This window comes from Sphingobium sp. (genome assembly GCF_032153725.1).
Classification (GTDB): domain Bacteria; phylum Pseudomonadota; class Alphaproteobacteria; order Sphingomonadales; family Sphingomonadaceae; genus Sphingobium.
Genome location: NZ_JALDYQ010000027.1, coordinates 16,422 through 32,290, shown reverse-complemented (window position 1 = coordinate 32,290; position 15,869 = coordinate 16,422). Strand labels below are relative to the sequence as shown.

The following is a 15,869-nucleotide window of genomic DNA, read 5'->3' as shown; positions in this document are numbered from 1 at the left end:
CAAACAGGATCAGGCGCGCCGTCGATCCTGCATCACGGCAACGGCGCCGCTATCGCGGTCCATTCCACGCATCATCTCCAGCACCTCGGCTGCCGGCACCGGCCGGCTCAGCACGAAACCCTGGACATTGGTGAAGCCCATTTCACGCGCGCAACGCAGCTGATCCTCCGTCTCTATGCCTTCCGCCACCGTCTCCACGTCCAGCGCATGGGCCAGATACGCGACCGACTGGGCAATCGCGCGATGGCGTGAATTACCCTCTACGCCGCGCATGAAGCTCTGATCGACCTTGATCGTATCGAACGCATAGTCACGCAGATAGCCGAGCGAGGAATAGCCCGTCCCGAAATCGTCCAGCGCCAGCCGCAGGCCGATGCGTTGCAGGTCGGACAGGATCAGGTTGGTCCGCCCGCTATCCTCCAGGAAGATCGATTCGGTCACTTCCAGTTCCAGCCGGCACGCCTTCAGGCCCGATTGCATCAGCGCCGCGATCACCGCGCGGGGCAGGCCATCGCTCTTGATCAGCACGGGCGAGATATTGACGGCGACGCGAACATTCTCATCCCATTCCATCGCGTCCTGGCAGGCGCGTTCCAGTGCCCAGGCCGTGATCGGCTCGATCATCGAACAGCTTTCCGCGATCGGGATGAACTCCGCCGGCGAAATGCGACCAAGCGTCGGATGATCCCAACGCATCAGCGCTTCGCAGATCGCGATCTTCCCTGTCTCCGTATCGAAGATCGGCTGGTAATGCAGCATCAGCTCATCATTGGCCATGGCGCTGCGCAGGCCCATTTCCAGGTCGTAGGTACGGTTCTGCCGCTCCTTCATCGACCAGGTGAAGCGCGCATGGCGGTTCCGCCCCGCATGTTTCGCCTGATAGAGCGCCATGTCGGCATGCTGGAGCAGTTCCTCGCTGTCCTGCCCATCCTCCGGCGCGACGGCGATGCCCATGGAGGCTGTCACGCCCAGACGATAACCGCCGACATCGAAATCATGCCCGAATTCGGCCATCACGTCCCCGGCGATCTGCTCTGCCGCCTCCCGATCGGCGGCGGGGCAGATCAGGATGAACTCATCCCCGCCGAAGCGCGCGACATGGCCTCGTCCGTCCAGCGCATGGGACAGCCTTTCAGCGACCCCGCACAACAGCTGGTCGCCGATGATATGCCCCAGGGAGTCGTTGATTTCCTTGAACCGGTCCAGATCCATCCAGAACACCGCCATCGGATCCTGATCGGATCGTCGCCCATCGAACAGTTCGCGCAGCCGCATCTGCATCGCCATGCGGTTTTCCACGCCGGTCAGGCTGTCGAACCGGGCCAGCCGCTCAAACTTGATGGCGAGCTGGGACTTTTCATAAGTGCCCTGCAACGCCTCCACGACGATGCGGTGGGTGGTCTTCGTGATCTCGGCCATGGCGAAGATCATCAGGAAACAGAGGATGCCCAGCACCGTATAGCCCAGCCCTCCCGCAAGGATCAGGCCAAGCGATGTGGGCAGCAGCGAGAAGCAGGTCTGCCCCACCGCCACATGGATGCGCCCCGCGTTGCGGCCGGAAATGCCGCCGGCATAGGACGCCACCATGCCCACCGCCAATACGTGCAACGCCGGGTCGTGCGCCATGAGCAGCGTCGCGAAAGCCAGAATTCCCAACAGCGCCGCATAGCACCAGGCACCGAGTTCATAGGCCAGGCCCCAGATCGGCTGGGTCACGCCATGCTGATGGGCCAGCTGGCGCTGGAAATAGACGGCGGAGATGGACCGGCTAAGCCCGACCAGACAGATCAGGGCAGAGATGACGGTGATGGCGGCGATCCGCGCGTGCCAGGCGACGACCAACCCTAGCGCTCCGCCCGCCACCGCGCCGATCATCAGCGATGCCGGGGAGGCATAGAGCGATTTGACGAGATTCGCCTGCACTTCAGCGCTCTGCTGAGTGTCCGGCGCCAGGCGCCCGCACAGGATGGCGATCAAGTTTCGGTCAGGGCGTGGCACGTCATTGCCACCTTTGCCGAAACATGATTTCCATTTGGTAAATCATGTCCAGCAAAGATGCCCGGAAAAAGCGGATTGTTACGGCATCGATCGCATTCTCCGCCCAGGTCCCCGACGGGAGAGAGGAAAGACTTGCTTTCCCCGGTCGCGGGCGGAAAATGCGGGCATCGTGTCACCCCATCCCTTGCACCGCCCGGTCTGGAATGCGCTCGACAGCAGCTGGTCGCCACTGGCCCAGGGGGATTCGCGCGCGATGCGGATCGACCCGCGTTACGGCCCCTTCGCTGCCGCCGCGGATCACAGCGCGGCAGCGCAGGCTGCGCTCGCAGCCCTGGTGCCGAAGGAGGGCGAGGCATGGATCGTCGAACCCGATCCGCCGACGCCGCCGCCCGGCACCCGCCTGATCCGCGAAGCGATGCTGGTGCAGATGGTGGCAGAGGATATCTCCGGCGATGCCTCATCCTTCGCATCCGTCATCCTCACCGAAGAGGATGCCGCGGAAATGCGCGCCCTCGCCTTGATGACGAAACCCGGCCCGTTTCTGCCCCTCACCCACCGGCTTGGCCGTTTCATCGGCATCAGGGAACAGGGCAGGCTGATCGCCATGGCAGGAGAACGGATGCGCATGCCCGGCTTCGCCGAAGTCAGCGGGGTCTGCACCCACCCCGACCATCGCGGACGCGGCCATGCCAGGCGATTAATGCAGACGGTCGCCAGAACCATGCTGGAGCGAGGCGAAACGCCCTTCCTCCATGCCTATGCCGCGCATGAGGCGACGGTCGCGCTTTACCGGACGCTCGGCTTCCGCTTACGGGCGCCGATGCACATGATGGTGATCGCTGCCGCCTGATCAGGGGAAGACGCGGCCGCCAGATGACCTGTTCATTGCAATTCCATTCAAGCGTTCAGCCGATATGCGTCCACCGCTCCAGCGTGATCCAGCCTTCGACATAATTGGCATAATAAACGCCGAAGAGGACCGCCGACACGATCGTTGCCCGGATGGCGACGACCCCCGGTCGGAAATTGCTGGGCGCGCTGTCTGCCTGCCCCTTCAGCAGCGCCTCCCCCGTCTCATCGGGCGTGCGAATGCCGAAGGGTAGCACGATGAACGCGCTGATCACCCAGAACAGCACGTAAATGGCAAAGATCGCATACCAGTTCATGGGCGTCAGACTTAGGCCCGAATCAGCAGCACGTCCACCACCGGCTTCTTGCCCGTCCAGCGCGTCGCCGTGCGCCGCACCGCCAGCCGCAACCGCTCGCGCAAGGCTTCTTCTTCCTGCGATCCCTTGGCAACCGCGCGGACGGCTTCTTCGGCAGCCTCATCCAGGAAGGCCGCCTTGTCCTCCTCGACCGGCACGCCCTGCATGCGCAAGGCCGGAGCGCCGATCACCCGCCCCTTGCCATCCAACGCGACCGCGACGCTGATCTGTCCATGCAGCGCAACCTTGCGCCGTTCGTTCATGGTCGATCCGTCCGCCGGCAGGATGACATCACCGTCCAGCACCAACCGCCCGGTCGATTCGTGGCCGATGATTTCGGGTCCATTGGGCGCCAGCCGCAATACGTCGCCATTGGACTGCACCACGGCTGAAGGCACCCCGCTCGCAAGACCCAGCCGCGCCTGTTCCGCCATATGGCGCCTTTCGCCATGCACCGGCAAAAGGATCTGCGGCCTCACCCAACCATACATGGCCTCCAGCTCAGGCCGCCCCGGATGGCCGGAGACATGCACCTCCGCCTGACGATCCGTCACCATCAGCACGCCCTTGGCCGCCAGCGCATTCTGGATACGGCCGATCGCGATCTCATTGCCGGGTATCTGCTTGGAGGAAAAGACGACCAGATCGCCCTCATCCAGCTTGATCGGATGACTGTCAAAGGCGATACGGGACAGCGCGGCCCGCGCCTCCCCCTGCCCGCCCGTGGCGATGATCATCACCTCATTGTGCGGCAGCGCCATCACATCGTCCCAATCGACGGTCGGCGGAAAGTCCTTCAGATAACCCGCTGTCCGCGCTGTCGCGATGATCCGGTCGAGCGATCGCCCAGCCACGCAAAGCTTGCGCCCCACGGCATTGGCAACCTCGCCCAAAGTCTGCAACCGGGCGGCATTGGACGCGAAGGTGGTGACCAGCACCCGCCCCTTCGCGCCCTTGATGGTTTCCATCAGCCCTGCGCGCACATCGCCCTCGGAGCCGCTCGCTTCGGCATTGAAGACATTGGTGCTGTCGCACACCAGCGCCAGCACGCCCTCATCCCCGATCGCCGCCAGTTCTTCCGGCGTCGAGGGCTGGCCGAGCAACGGCGTCTCATCCAGCTTCCAGTCGCCGGTATGGAACACCCGCCCATAAGGCGTGTCGATCAGCACCGCATTGCCCTCGGGGATCGAATGGGCCAGCGGCACATAGCGGAAACCGAATGGCCCCAGCGCAAAGCTGCCCTCATTGTCGATGACGTTCAGCTCGACCTCCCGGGTCAGCCCTTCCTCCTCCAGCTTCAGCCGAATCAATCCCGCGGTGAAGGGTGTCGCATAGAGCGGCACGCCCAGATCAGCGGCGAGATAGGGAATGGCGCCGATATGGTCCTCATGCCCATGGGTCAGGACGATGCCGAGCAGGTCGTCCTTGTGTTCCTCGATAAAGCCAAGGTCGGGCAGCACCAGTTCCACGCCCGGATAGGCGGGATCGGCAAAGGTCAGGCCCAGATCGACCATCACCCATTTGCCCTGGCAGCCATAGAGATTGACATTCATGCCGATCTCCCCCGACCCGCCAAGGGCCAGGAAGATCAACTCATTACCGGGTGTCATTCTGTTTTCAAACTCCGTTCATACAATAATGCGAGGCCCAGGATCGTGAGATCGGGCGCGATCGCATCGAAAATATCGCTATTGTCATCAAAGAGGACCGCCAGGCCCCCCGTCGAAATCACCTTGGCAGGACGGCCAATCTCCGCACGGATACGGGCGACCAGCCCCTCCATCATCGCCACATAGCCCCAGAAGACGCCGATATGCATCTGCGCTTCGGTGGTGCGACCGATAACCGACCGGTTCTCCGGCGGCGCGATCGCGATCTTCGGCAGCTTCGCGGCGGCGGCCACGAGAGCATCCAGCGACAGGTTGATGCCCGGCGCGATGATGCCGCCCTTATAGGCGCCATGATAATCGATCACGTCGAAGGTGGTCGCCGTGCCGAAATCGATGACGATGAGGTCGCCTTCATAAAGATGGTGGGCGGCAATCGCGTTTACAACCCGATCCGCGCCGACCGATCCCGGCTCGTCCACGTCCAGCCCGATGCCCCATTCCACCGGCGCCTGTCCCGCGATGAGCGCGGTCGTCCTGAAATATTTCTCCGCGAGCACCTGAAGATTGTGCAGCGCGCGCGGCACGACGGTCGCGACGATCACCGCCTCGATATCCGCGATCTTATAGCCCTCCAGCATCAGAAGCTGGTTCAGCCACACCGCATATTCATCCGCCGTGCGCCGGGGATCGGTCGCGATCCGCCATCGCGCGCGGATGTCCCGCCCGTCAAGCAGCGCAAAAACCACATTGGTGTTACCCGCGTCGATCGCGAGAAGCATGGCCCGTCCCCGGATGTCAGATGAGAAGGATGTCGCCGGCATGAATGGCACGGCTCTCGCCATTCGCCAAGCGCAGGATCAGCATGCCATGCCGGTCGAGCGTATCGAACGCCCCTTCGATCGTCTCGCCATCGGGCTGCACCACCCGTATCGGCGTGCCGGTGGGATGGGCATTGAGCAACCAGTGCGTCCGCACCGGCTCCAGCCCCTGCGCGCGCCAGATCGCCAGCCAATGGGCGAACAATTCCGCCAGCCGCGCTTGCAAGGATGCCGCGTCGGCGTCCAATGCCCCCTGCGCGAAGAGGCTCGTCACCGGCCGATCCAGCCCGACCGGATGGCCCGTCACATTGATGCCTATGCCCGCGACGATGGCGTCGCCCGCACGTTCCAGCAGGATGCCGGCGATCTTCGCGCCATCGACCAGAACGTCATTGGGCCATTTGATCCGTGCCTGCCCCCCGCACAGCGGCGCCACAAGCGCATGCACCGCGTTGGCCGCCACCAGAGCCAGCGTATGCGGCAACGGATCGCCGTCGCGCAGGCGGATCAGGGTCGAACAATAGAGATTGCCGTCGGGGCTTTCCCAATTGCGCCCCATGCGTCCCCGCCCGCCGGTCTGGCGCCCTGCGCGCAGCCAGCAACCCTCGGAAACGCCTTGCTCCACCAGCGCCAGCATATCGGCATTGGTGGAGCCAGTCTCCTCAACGAAGCGAAGCTCGGTCAGAACAGCGACGCCGCGGCTGCAGCGCTCGCCTTGTCGAGCAGCGGATTGAGGAAGTAGCCGAAGACGATCACAGCCGCGCAAGCCGTCAGGATGACATTTTCGACCGCCCCGCCGCGCGCTTCATAGGGCGCCGCCGGTTCGTCGAAATACATCGTCTTGATGACCTTGAGATAATAAAAGGCGCCGATCACCGAAGCCGCGATACCGAAGGCCGCCAGAGCCGTCAGCCCCGCCGCCACCGCCGCATCGAACACCAGGAACTTCGCCCAGAAACCGAAGAGCGGCGGGATGCCAGCCATGGAGAACATGAAGATCGCCAAAGCGGCGGCCAGCCCCTTGCGCGAACGCGAAAGGCCGGCAAGGCTGGCGATCGTCTCGACCGGCTTGCCATCGGCATCGCGCATCTGAAGGATGCAGGCAAAGCCGCCGATGGTCATGACGACATAGATCGCCATATAGCTCATCGTCGCCGCCGCGCCCGCAGGCGTGCCCGCTGCAAGGCCGATCAGCGCGAAGCCGACATTGTTGATCGATGAATAGGCCATCAGGCGCTTGATGTTCGTCTGCCCGATCGCCGCCACCGCACCGAAGAGGATCGAAGCCAGCGCCACGAAGATCACGATCTGTTGCCAGTCCAGCCCCGCCGGACCCAGCGCCTCGATCGCCACGCGGACGGTCAGGCCCATGGCCGCGACCTTAGGCGCGCTGGCGAAGAAGGTGGTAACCGGGGTCGGCGCGCCTTCATAGACATCCGGCGTCCACATGTGGAAGGGCACGGCGCTGATCTTGAACGCAAGGCCCGCCAGCACGAACACCAGGCCGAACAGCTCGCCCTTCGACACGCCGTCGCCCAGCGCAACCGCAATGCCGTCAAACGCCGTGCTGCCGGTGAAACCATAAAGCAGCGCGGTGCCGTAGAGCAGGATGCCGCTCGCCAACGACCCCAGGACGAAATATTTAAGGCCCGCTTCGGAGGACCGCTCGTCCTGCCGCATGAAGCTCGCCAGCACATAGGAGGCAAGGCTGTTCATCTCCAGGCCGACGTAGAGCGTCAGCATGTCGCCCGCCGACACCATCATCCCCATGCCGATGGCGGCGAAGAGGATGAGGATCGGATATTCGGGACGCAGCGCCCCGCCGGCAAGGAAATAACGGGGCGCCAGCAGGATCGCCGCCGCGGCCGCGCCATAGATCAGCGCCTTGGCGAAGACCGAGAAGGCATCGGCCCGCACCAGCCCGTCAAAGGCCACCGGCCCATGGGCGAGCGAGCAGGACAGCGCCACGCCAGCCACTGCGAGCGTCAGCACCGACAACCAGTTGACCGCGCGGGTCGTCGCATCGCCGCCATAGGCCGCGATCAGCATCAGCGCCAGGCCACCGGCCGTCAGGATCAGCTCCGGCAGGACGGCCAGAAGGGAAGCGGTATCAATCATCAGTGCGCCTCCCCCGACGCTTCACCATGGGACATTGCGGGTGCTTCTTCATGATGGGCCTCCGCAGCCGGGATGGCCGGACCCATTTTGATCCTGGAATCTCCCGCCGGAGCGGCAGAGGCGATGCGCGCTTCAAGCGCACGAATATCGGACCGCATAGGCGCCAGGAAGCTCTCCGGATAAATGCCCATCCACAGCACGGCGGCGGCAATCGGCGCCAGCAGCCACATTTCCCGGATCGACAGATCGGGCATGGCGGCCGCATCGGCATTCTTCTGATCGCCATAGCAAATGCGGCGATAGAGATAGAGCATGTAAGCCGCACCCAATATGATGCCCGTGGTGCAGACCAGCGCCACCCAGCTCGACGCCTGATAAATGCCCATCAGCGACAGGAATTCTCCGACGAAGTTGCTGGTGCCGGGCAGACCGACCGACGCCATTGTGAACAGCATGAACAGCACCGCATATTTCGGCATGTTGATGCTGAGGCCGCCATAGCGAGCAATCTCGCGGGTGTGCAAACGGTCATAGATGACGCCGACACACAGAAACAGCGCGCCCGACACCAGACCATGACCCAGCATCACCATCATCGCCCCCTCAATGCCCGCCTGATTGAAGGCGAACAGGCCGACGGTGACGATGGCCATATGCGCGACCGATGAATAAGCGATTAGCTTCTTCATGTCCGACTGAACCAGCGCGACAAGGCTGGTATAGACCACCGCGACCATCGACAACCCCCAGACCAACGGCGCCAACTGCGCCGAGGCTTCCGGGAACATCGGCAGCGAGAAGCGGATGAAGCCATAACCACCCATCTTCAGCAACACGCCCGCCAGAATGACCGAACCAGCCGTCGGCGCCTGAACGTGCGCGTCGGGAAGCCAGGTGTGGACCGGCCACATCGGCATCTTGACGGCAAAGCTGGCGAAAAAGGCCAGCCACAGCCAGGTCTGGATATGCGGATCGAAATTATACGCCATCAACGTCGGGATGTCGGTCGTGCCAGCTTCATGCACCATCCACATCATCGCGATCAGCATCAGGACCGAGCCGAGCAGCGTGTAGAGGAAGAATTTGTACGAAGCGTAGATGCGATCCGCGCCACCCCAGATGCCGATGATCAGATACATCGGGATCAGGCCGGCTTCGAACATGATGTAGAAGAGGTAGAGATCCTGCGCCGTGAAGACGCCGATCATCAGCACCTCCATGAACAGGAACGCCGCCATATATTCGCCGACGCGCTTCTCGATCGCGAGCCAGCTCGCCCCGATGCAGATCGGCATCAGGAACACCGTCAGCATGATTAGCACCAGCGCGATGCCGTCAATCCCCAGCGCCCAGGCGAAACGGCCGAAAATCGGCGCATATTCCTGGAACTGCCATTGGGCTGCGGTGCCCGACTGGTCGAAATGGGCCCAGAGCACGACGCCCAGCACCAGATCGACCAGCGTCGCCACCAGTGCGATCAGGCGCGCCTGACTGGCACCTGCATAGAGACAGGCGATGGCCCCCGCCATCGGCACTGCCATCATCAGGGAAAGGATGGGGAAGCCGTCCATTATCGTGTCATCGCCCAGGTTGCGGCCGCGGCGAGGCCAATCAGCATCACCAGCGCGTAAGTGTAGAGGTAGCCGGACTGAAGCCGACGGGTGACTTTGTTGCCCTGCACGACCAGCGCCGCCAGCCCATTGGGCCCGAAGCGGTCGATGAAGCCGACGTCACCGGACTTCCACAAGAAGCGGCCGATGACGAAGGCAGGCTTGACGAAGAGGAAGTGATACAGCTCGTCGAAATACCATTTGTTGAGCAGGAACTGGTAGAGAGCCCCGAAGGTGGCGACGAAACGCCGCGGCCAGTCGGTGTTCCTGATGTAACTCAGCCAGGCGATCACGAGGCCGGTCAGCATCACCGCGAAGGGACCGAACTTGACCCAGGTCGGCACTTCATGGCTCGCATGCATCAGGTGGCTGTCGAACGCGAGCGCGCCCTTCCAGAACTCGACGCCGCCTTCCGGCCCTATGAACTGGTCGTGGAAGGCAAAGCCGGCGAACACCGCGCCAAGGCTCAGCATCACCAGCGGCACCAGCATGACCCAGGGGCTTTCATGCGGATGATAACCCGCCGTGCCCGTCAACTCATGACCGTGCGCGTCATGATGACCATGACCGTCATGCTCGGTTTCTTCTTCCGGCGATTCATGATGGCCGTGCACCGCGTGCTGGATGTGCTCCGAAGCCGCCCAGCGGGCTTTTCCGAAGAAGGTCAGGAACACCAGACGCCACGAATAGAAGCTGGTGAGCAACGCCGCGAACACGCCGACCAGATAGGCGCCGACGCCCGCACCGCCCGAAGCATAGGCCGCTTCGAGAATGCCGTCCTTCGAATAAAAGCCCGCGAAACCAACGCCGACGATGGGCAAGCCGACACCGGTGATCGCCAGCGTGCCCAGCGTCATCGTCCAGAAAGTGATCGGAATCTCCTTCCGCAGCGCGCCATAGTAACGCATGTCCTGCTCATGGTGCATCGCATGGATGACCGAGCCGGCGCCGAGGAACAGCAGCGCCTTGAAAAAGGCGTGGGTGAAGAGGTGGAACATCGCCGCGCCATAGGCGCCGACGCCCGCCGCGAAGAACATATATCCCAGCTGCGAACAGGTCGAATAGGCGATGACCCGCTTGATGTCGTTCTGCACCGTGCCCACGGTCGCCGCGAACAGACAGGTGGCCGCGCCGATGAAGGTCACGAAGCCCAGCGCCGTTGGCGAGGTTTCGAACATCGGCGACAGGCGGCACACCATGAACACGCCCGCAGTCACCATCGTCGCTGCGTGGATCAGCGCCGACACCGGAGTCGGACCTTCCATCGCGTCCGGCAGCCAGGTGTGAAGGCCAAGCTGCGCCGACTTACCCATCGCGCCGATGAACAGCAGCATGCAGAGTACGGTCATGGTGTCGAAACGATGGCCGAGGAAGCCGATGGTCGAACCGGCCATCGAAGGCGCGGCGGCGAGAATTTCCGGGATCGAAATGGTGTTGAACACCAGATAGGTGCCGAAAATGCCCATCATGAAGCCAAGGTCGCCGACGCGATTAACGACGAACGCCTTGATCGCGGCCGCATTGGCCGAGGGCTTACGGAACCAGAAGCCGATCAGCAGATAGGACGCCAGACCGACGCCTTCCCAGCCGAAGAACATCTGAAGCAGGTTGTTCGCGGTGACCAGCATCAGCATGGCGAAGGTGAACAGCGACAGATAGGCGAAGAAGCGCGGCTGATCCGGCTCCTCCTCCATATAGCCCCAGCTGTAGAGGTGGACGAGGCTCGACACGCTGGTGATGACCACCAGCATGACCGCCGTCATGGTGTCGACGCGCAGCGCCCATTGGGCGTCGAAGCTGCCCGACTGAATCCAGGTGAAGGCCGGAGCGACATAGGGTTCGGCATGGCCGGTCACGAAGGACAGGAAGATCGGCCAGCTCATGGCGCAGGAGGCAAAGAGCGCGCCGGTGGTGACGATCTTCGCGGGCAGCTTGCCAAGGGCCTTGTTGCCAAGACCGGCGATGGCAGCAGCCAGCAGCGGGAGAAGGACGATAAGCTGAATCATGACGAAGCTTAGCCCTTCATCCGGTTGACATCGTCGACGGCGATGGTGCCGCGACCACGGAAGTAAATGACGAGGATGGCAAGGCCAATGGCCGCCTCACCCGCCGCGACGGTCAGCACGAACATCGAAAACACCTGCCCCACCAGATCGCCCAGATAGGCGCTGAAGGCGACAAGGTTGATGTTCACGCTAAGCAGGATCAGCTCGATCGCCATCAGGATGATGATGACATTCTTGCGATTGATGAAGATGCCCAGCACCCCCATCACGAACAGGATCGCGCTGACCACCATATAGTGCTGAAGGCCGATCACAGCTCCACCCCCCCTAAATCCACACCTTGGCCGACGGGCTGATTGATATTACGCACGGCATCCTGCGGACGGCGGCGGTTCTGACGGGCGACATTCTGGCCGCGCACGCCACCGCGGGCACGATGGGTCAGCACGATGGCGCCGATCATCGCGACCAGCAGGATGATGCCCGCCGCTTCGAACAGGAAGATGTAACGGGTATAAAGCAGCCCGCCGATCGCCTGGATGTTGGAAATCTCCGGATTGGCGGGCGCGGCGCGCTGCGCCAGCTCGATCGGACCGGCGCTCCACAAGCCGATGCCCAGCACGATCTCGGCCAGCAGCACCAGCGCGATCAGCATGCCGAAGGGCAGATAATCGACGAAACCAGCGCGCAGTTCGGCAAAATCGATGTCGAGCATCATGACGACGAACAGGAACAGCACAGCGACCGCCCCCACATAGACGATGACCAGAAGCATCGCGATGAATTCGGCGCCCAGCAGGACCATCAGGCCCGCCGCGTTGAAGAAGGCGAGGATCAGCCACAGCACCGAATGAACCGGATTGCGCGACAGGATCGTCAGCGCGCCGCTGCACACCACGATCGTGGCAAACAGGTAAAAGGCGATTACGTGAATCACAGGATCATATTCCCCTTTGACGCGCGCGGCTTAACGATAGGGTGCATCGGCGGCAAGGTTCGCGGCAATCGCGCGTTCCCACTTGTCACCATTTTCGAGGAGCTTGGCCTTGTCGTAGATCAGCTCCTCACGGGTTTCGGTCGCGAACTCGAAATTCGGCCCCTCGACCACCGCATCCACCGGGCAGGCTTCCTGACAGAAGCCGCAATAGATGCACTTGGTCATGTCGATGTCGTAGCGCGTCGTGCGACGGCTGCCATCCTCGCGCGGCTGCGCCTCGATGGTGATCGCCTGCGCCGGACAGATCGCCTCACACAGCTTGCACGCGATGCAGCGTTCTTCCCCATTGGGATAACGGCGCAGCGCATGCTCGCCCCGGAAACGCGGCGAAATCGGGTTCTTTTCGTACGGGTAGTTGATCGTCGCCTTGGGCTTGAAGAAATATTTCAAGGTCAGCCAATGCGCCTTCACAAACTCCCAGAGGGTGAAGCTTTTGACGTAGTAACCGAGGCTCATTGTGCGCCTCCATAGCGCGTCAGCATGAGGAAGCCCGAAACCAGGAAGACGAACAGCAGCGAGGTCGGCAGGAAGATCTTCCAGCCCAGCCGCATCAGCTGGTCGTAACGGTAACGGGGCACCGTCGCCTTCACCCAGGAGAAGACGAAGAAGAAGAAGAGGATCTTGGCGAACAGCCAGAGGATGCCCGGCACATAATAGAGCGGCGCCCAGTCGACCGGAGGCAGATAGCCACCCCAGAAGAGGATCGCGTTCAGCGCGCACATCAGAATGACGTTCGCATATTCGCCGAGCCAGAACAGCGCGAAAGCCATGGACGAATATTCGGTCTGATAGCCCGCGACGAGTTCGGATTCCGCCTCAGTCAGATCGAAGGGCGCACGCGCCGTTTCCGCCATGGCCGAGATCAGGAACATGATCGCCATCGGGAAGAGCAGCGGGTTGAAGCCGTTGCCGTTCAGGAACCCATAATAACCCTTCTGACTTTCCACGATGGCCGAGATGTTGAAGCTGCCCGCCCACAGGACCACGGTGATCAGGATGAAGCCGATCGAGACTTCATAGCTGATCATCTGCGCGCTGGCGCGGATCGCCGAATAGAAGGGATATTTGGAGTTGGACGCCCAGCCCGACAGCACCACGCCATAGACGCCGAGCGACGAGATGGCGAGGATGTAGAGCAGGCCGACGTTGATGTTCGCCAGCACCACGCCAACCTGGAACGGGATCACCGCCCAGGCCATCAAAGCGACGGTGAAGGTGATGATCGGCGCGATCAGGAACAAGGTGCGGTTGGCCGCCGACGGGATGATGGTTTCCTGAAGGAACACCTTCAGACCATCCGCGAAGGACTGGAGCAGACCGAAGGGGCCGACGACGTTGGGACCACGGCGCAGCGCCATCGCGGCCCAGATCTTGCGGTCGGCATAGATGATCATCGCCACCGCCAGCATCAGCGGCAGGGCGATCACCAATATCCCGATGATCGTCGACAGCAGCCATGCGCCTTCGAAGGGCAGGCCGAAATTTTGGAAGAAAGCGGTCACTCTGCGGCCTCCGCGAAACTCTCACCGTGGACCAGTTCGGCCGAGCATTGCTGCATCGTCGGGCTGGCGCGGCAGATGGCGTTGGTCAGGTAGAAATCCTTGATCGGCGAACCGAATTCGCCGCTCGCGCCGGTAGCCAGCGACGGAGCGGACCAACCATAATCGGCCAGACCCTCGACGCCCAGGGCCGGAACCGCCTTCGCCATTTCGGCGCGCAGAGCCTCGAAGCTGTCGAAGGGCAAGGTCGCACCCAGCGCTTCGGACAGAGCGCGCAGGATCGACCAGTCCTCACGGGCGTCGCCCGGCGCGAACACGGCCTTTTCACCGCGCTGTACCCGGCCTTCCAGATTGACATAGGTGCCCGCCTTTTCGGCATAGCTCGCGCCCGGCAGGATCACGTCCGCCGCATGGGCGCCCTTATCGCCATGGTGGCCGACATAGACTTTGAAGCTGTCCGGGAAGGCCGAATAGTCGACCTCATCCGCCCCCAGCGAGAAGAGCAGCTTGGGCTTGGCCGCCGCCACCGCCTTAACGCCGCCGTCGGTCGCATAGCCGAGCATCAGCCCACCCATCCGCGCCGCCGCGAAGTGCAACACGTTATAACCGTTCCAGCCGTCCTTGATCAGGCCGAGCGTCTCGACCAGCGCCAGCGTATCGCCATGCGCGCCGTCCTTCACCAGCACGCCGCCACCGACGATCATCGCGGGACGCGACGCCTTGCCGAAAGCCTCAGCCACCGCTTGCGGCAGCTTGGCGAGCAGCGATGCATCATTGCCCAGCCATTCGACCTTGTAGGTCAGATCGACCTGCGGGCCGACCGCAAAAACCGTCGCGCCCTTCTTGATCGCCTTGCGAATGCGGGTATTCACCAGCGGCGCTTCCCAGCGCAGATTGGTGCCGACCAGCAGGATCACGTCAGCGGTTTCAAGCCCGTTCAGCGTGGTGTTGAAGTTCACCGCCGACAGGCTCGACACGTCATAGGCCAGACCGGTCTGACGCCCTTCGAGCATCGAACCGCCCAGCTTCTCGACCAGCGCGCGCCCTGCGAACATCGTCTCGCAATCGAGCAGATCGCCCGCCAGCGCCGCGACCGAGCCGCCATGCTTCACCGCAGCCACCGCCGCGAAAGCCTCGGCCCAACTCGCCTCGACCAGCTTGCCGTCCTTGCGCACGAAGGGCTTGTCGAGCCGCTTGCGCACCAGACCGTCCACATTGTGACGGGTTTTATCCGACGCCCATTCCTCGTTCACATCATCGTTGATACGCGGCACCGCACGCAGCACCTGACGACCCCGGCTGTCGAGACGGATATTGGTGCCGACCGCGTCCATCACGTCGATGGCATGGGTTTTCTTCAGCTCCCACGGCCGCGCCTCGAACGCATAGGGCTTGGACGTCAACGCACCCACCGGGCAGAGATCGACCACATTGCCCGAAAGCTCGCTCTTGGCGGCCTTTTCGAGATAGGTGGTGATCTGCATATTCTCGCCGCGATAGATGGCGCCGATTTCCGGCACACCCGCGACTTCCTCGGCAAAGCGCACGCAGCGGGTGCACTGGATGCAGCGGGTCATGACCGTCTTGACGATCGGCCCCATATATTTCTCGGTGACGGCGCGCTTATTTTCGTCGTAGCGGCTGGTACCCTTACCATAGGCCACCGACTGGTCCTGAAGATCGCATTCACCGCCCTGATCGCAGATCGGGCAGTCGAGCGGGTGGTTGATGAGGAGGAACTCCATCACCCCTTCCCGCGCCTTCTTCACCATCTCGCTGTCGGTGCGGATTTCCTGCCCTTCGCTCGCCGGAAGCGCGCAGCTTGCCTGCGGCTTGGGCGGTCCGGGCTTCACCTCGACCAGACACATGCGGCAATTGCCCGCGATGCTCAGCCGCTCATGATAGCAGAAACGCGGGATTTCCTTCCCCGCCAGTTCGCAGGCCTGAAGAACCGTCGCCCCGGCCGGGACTTCCAGTTCTACGCCGTCTACTTTGACCTTCGGCATGG

At 62.7% G+C, this 15,869-nt stretch carries 14 protein-coding genes; 1 reads left to right on the top strand and 13 read right to left on the bottom strand.

Annotated elements, in window-relative coordinates:
* Positions 1 to 9: 9 nt before the first annotated feature.
* Positions 10 to 1,977: a putative bifunctional diguanylate cyclase/phosphodiesterase gene (locus RUH75_RS10850; protein ID WP_313805691.1), complete on the bottom strand. Its 1,968-nt coding sequence runs from the start codon at positions 1,975 to 1,977 to the stop codon at positions 10 to 12.
* Between the two features lie 190 nt (positions 1,978 to 2,167).
* Here RUH75_RS10850 and RUH75_RS10845 point away from each other — a divergent pair, with 190 nt between their 5' ends.
* The gene (locus RUH75_RS10845; RefSeq protein WP_313805689.1) at positions 2,168 to 2,848 is read left to right on the top strand and encodes a GNAT family N-acetyltransferase; all 681 of its coding nucleotides are present in this window, start codon (positions 2,168 to 2,170) and stop codon (positions 2,846 to 2,848) included.
* A 55-nt stretch (positions 2,849 to 2,903) separates the two neighbouring features.
* Here the strand turns inward: RUH75_RS10845 and RUH75_RS10840 are convergent, their stop codons facing one another.
* From RUH75_RS10840 to nuoG, 12 genes are read right to left on the bottom strand one after another with little or no spacing between them, the layout of a single operon-like run.
* Positions 2,904 to 3,164, bottom strand: a complete 261-nt coding sequence (locus RUH75_RS10840; protein ID WP_313805687.1) for a DUF1467 family protein — start codon at positions 3,162 to 3,164, stop codon at positions 2,904 to 2,906.
* Between the two features lie 11 nt (positions 3,165 to 3,175).
* On the bottom strand, positions 3,176 to 4,813 hold the full coding sequence (locus RUH75_RS10835) for a ribonuclease J (protein ID WP_313805685.1): 1,638 nt from the start codon (positions 4,811 to 4,813) through the stop codon (positions 3,176 to 3,178).
* A complete protein-coding gene (locus RUH75_RS10830) occupies positions 4,810 to 5,592 on the bottom strand; it encodes a type III pantothenate kinase (protein ID WP_313805683.1) in 783 nt (260 codons plus the stop codon). The genes RUH75_RS10835 and RUH75_RS10830 overlap by 4 nt, the downstream gene beginning before the upstream one ends.
* Before the next feature lie 16 nt (positions 5,593 to 5,608).
* The gene (locus tag RUH75_RS10825; protein ID WP_313805748.1) at positions 5,609 to 6,316 is read right to left on the bottom strand and encodes a biotin--[acetyl-CoA-carboxylase] ligase; all 708 of its coding nucleotides are present in this window, start codon (positions 6,314 to 6,316) and stop codon (positions 5,609 to 5,611) included.
* On the bottom strand, positions 6,313 to 7,749 hold the full coding sequence (nuoN, locus tag RUH75_RS10820) for an NADH-quinone oxidoreductase subunit NuoN (protein WP_313805681.1): 1,437 nt from the start codon (positions 7,747 to 7,749) through the stop codon (positions 6,313 to 6,315). Before nuoN ends, RUH75_RS10825 begins: the two co-directional genes overlap by 4 nt.
* Positions 7,749 to 9,320: an NADH-quinone oxidoreductase subunit M gene (locus RUH75_RS10815; RefSeq protein ID WP_313805679.1), complete on the bottom strand. Its 1,572-nt coding sequence runs from the start codon at positions 9,318 to 9,320 to the stop codon at positions 7,749 to 7,751. Before RUH75_RS10815 ends, nuoN begins: the two co-directional genes overlap by 1 nt.
* Positions 9,320 to 11,365 carry an NADH-quinone oxidoreductase subunit L gene (nuoL, locus tag RUH75_RS10810; RefSeq protein WP_313805677.1) on the bottom strand — a complete coding sequence of 682 codons (2,046 nt, stop codon included), beginning with the start codon at positions 11,363 to 11,365 and terminating at the stop codon, positions 9,320 to 9,322. The genes RUH75_RS10815 and nuoL overlap by 1 nt, the downstream gene beginning before the upstream one ends.
* Before the next feature lie 8 nt (positions 11,366 to 11,373).
* A complete protein-coding gene (nuoK, locus tag RUH75_RS10805; protein ID WP_046764479.1) occupies positions 11,374 to 11,679 on the bottom strand; it encodes an NADH-quinone oxidoreductase subunit NuoK in 306 nt (101 codons plus the stop codon).
* On the bottom strand, positions 11,676 to 12,302 hold the full coding sequence (locus tag RUH75_RS10800) for an NADH-quinone oxidoreductase subunit J (protein WP_313805674.1): 627 nt from the start codon (positions 12,300 to 12,302) through the stop codon (positions 11,676 to 11,678). Before RUH75_RS10800 ends, nuoK begins: the two co-directional genes overlap by 4 nt.
* A 30-nt stretch (positions 12,303 to 12,332) precedes the next feature.
* Positions 12,333 to 12,818, bottom strand: coding sequence for an NADH-quinone oxidoreductase subunit NuoI (gene nuoI, locus RUH75_RS10795; protein ID WP_037463273.1), 486 nt, complete (start codon positions 12,816 to 12,818; stop codon positions 12,333 to 12,335).
* Positions 12,815 to 13,864: an NADH-quinone oxidoreductase subunit NuoH gene (gene nuoH / locus RUH75_RS10790; RefSeq protein WP_313805669.1), complete on the bottom strand. Its 1,050-nt coding sequence runs from the start codon at positions 13,862 to 13,864 to the stop codon at positions 12,815 to 12,817. The genes nuoI and nuoH overlap by 4 nt, the downstream gene beginning before the upstream one ends.
* Complete coding sequence (gene nuoG, locus RUH75_RS10785; protein ID WP_313805667.1) at positions 13,861 to 15,867, bottom strand: NADH-quinone oxidoreductase subunit NuoG; 2,007 nt, start codon at positions 15,865 to 15,867, stop codon at positions 13,861 to 13,863. The genes nuoH and nuoG overlap by 4 nt, the downstream gene beginning before the upstream one ends.
* Between the last annotated feature and the right edge of the window lie 2 nt (positions 15,868 to 15,869).